General features: G+C 64.6%; 1 protein-coding gene. It reads right to left on the bottom strand.

The window, feature by feature from the left end; translation table 11 throughout:
* Nucleotides 1-499: 499 nt before the first annotated feature.
* A complete protein-coding gene (locus tag I6U14_RS09090; protein ID WP_296898644.1) occupies nt 500-1,546 on the bottom strand; it encodes a thioredoxin fold domain-containing protein in 1,047 nt (348 codons plus the stop codon).
* Between the last annotated feature and the right edge of the window lie 103 nt (nt 1,547-1,649).

Below are 1,649 nucleotides of genomic sequence, written 5' to 3'. Positions count from 1 at the left end.
AGCTTTCGGTGCCGCTCATCGTCGACACCGGCGTTGGCGATAATTGGGATGAGGCACACTGACGGATAGGAAATCCAAGCCACCCTGAGCTGCCAGGTTGGCTCGCTAAGGAGGCGCCGATTTATTGGCGCTTCCGGTGCGGGGCAGGACGCCCCGCCTTTTTCGGCGACGTAAGTCGCTGAAAATGAGGGAGCCGGGAAACCTCGTTTTCCGGCTCCGTCTGATTTTTGGGCAGGATGCCCAATAAATCAGAATCTCCCGAAGGAGCCGTGCGACGTTTCGACGTTGAACACCGCGCGGGCCGATGGGGCGATGCCACCGGCCCACGCTGGCACCGCTGCCGGCATCCTCACCGCCTTGCTCCTGTCCCCCATGAGCCCGGCCATGTCTCAATTCAAAGTGAGCCGCTGCCGGGTGCTCGGCGTCGAGGGCAACGTCATCGAGATCGACGGCATCGACGCCTTGGCGGATATACCGGGGCTGGATATCAAGCCGTGCGCTATTGCATCAGGTCGTAGTCGATGCCGCGGGCGTGCAGGGCGTCGGTGCGGTGCTGCAGCCAACGCTGAAAGTTGGGTTGGTGCTCGTAGGCGCCGGTTGCGACGTAGTCGAACAGGCCGTGGATGTGGAAGGCCTTGAGGTAGCCGTCGGTGCGAAAGACCTCGTTGCCCTCGCTGTCGAAGAACACCAGGCTCGGCGTGTAGTTGATGCCGAGCTCGGCGGCCCAGTCGCGGATGGCGAGCTCGCGGCCGTCCGGCGTCTGGATGGTGTCGGTGGAGTAGGTGTCCACCACGGCCGCGTCCAGATTGGTGAGCGCCAGCGCCACCGGGTCCCGGCGCAGGATGTCCTGGTGCAGCTCGTCGCAGGCGGCGCAGACGGGCTGCTCGAACATCACCACCAGGGGCCGCTCGGACTCGGCGCGGTTGTCGGCGAGCTTGAACGGCGGCTCGAGAAAGCCCGGCTCCTGATGCAGTTTGCCGCTGGCCGCCTGCGCATCCTGGCGCTGATAGAAGTCGCGGAAGGACTCGCCCTCGCGCTCGCGTTTGAGCGCGACGTATTGGAGGCCGGCGTGGAACTGGTGCGGCGGGTAGTAGCCGTCGATGCGCAGCACCGTGCTCGCATCCTCGTCCAGCAGCAGCATGGTGGGGGTGTACTGCACGCCCAAGCCTGCGGCGAAGGCCTTCTCGGTGGTCGCGGCGCCGTCGGTGCCGGTCACCTCCCGGTCGCCCCAGATGTTGATGGCGATGACATCGAAGGCGTCCTGTGCGGTTTTGCTGATCTCTTGGTCGCCGAAGTTCTCCCGCAAGAGCTTCTCGCAGTAGGGGCAGCCGTCCTGGGAGAAATACAGCACGACGCGCTTCCCCGCGTCGGCGGCTTCGGCGACGTCCTCGCGGATGTCGAGGAAGGAGTTCTTGAACCAGTCCGGCTTCGAGTGGTAGCCGGGGTTCTGCAGGTCGGTGAGGACCTCGGCGTCACTCGCGGCCAGCGCTGGTTGGAGGGCCCAGGACGCCGCGAGCAGCAGCGGGAGTGCAGTCAACCTCATCATTGGTGGTCACCATCGTTGTCGTTATAGCGGAGAGTAGCGAGTCTCAAGGGGCGAGGCTCGAGGAGGAGAGGACAGAGCAGCAGGTTTTTTGCAGGACAAACCG

The organism is Thiohalocapsa sp. (assembly GCF_019695415.1).
Lineage (GTDB): Bacteria > Pseudomonadota > Gammaproteobacteria > Chromatiales > Chromatiaceae > Thiohalocapsa.
Note: the sequence above shows the minus strand (reverse complement) of the source record. Positions and strands in the feature narration are given on the sequence as shown.

What these genes read in the sequence shown, in the direction of transcription:
- I6U14_RS09090 (WP_296898644.1), bottom strand. Translation starts at nt 1,546, where the DNA reads ATGATGAGGTTGACTGCACTCCCGCTGCTGCTCGCGGCGTCCTGGGCC.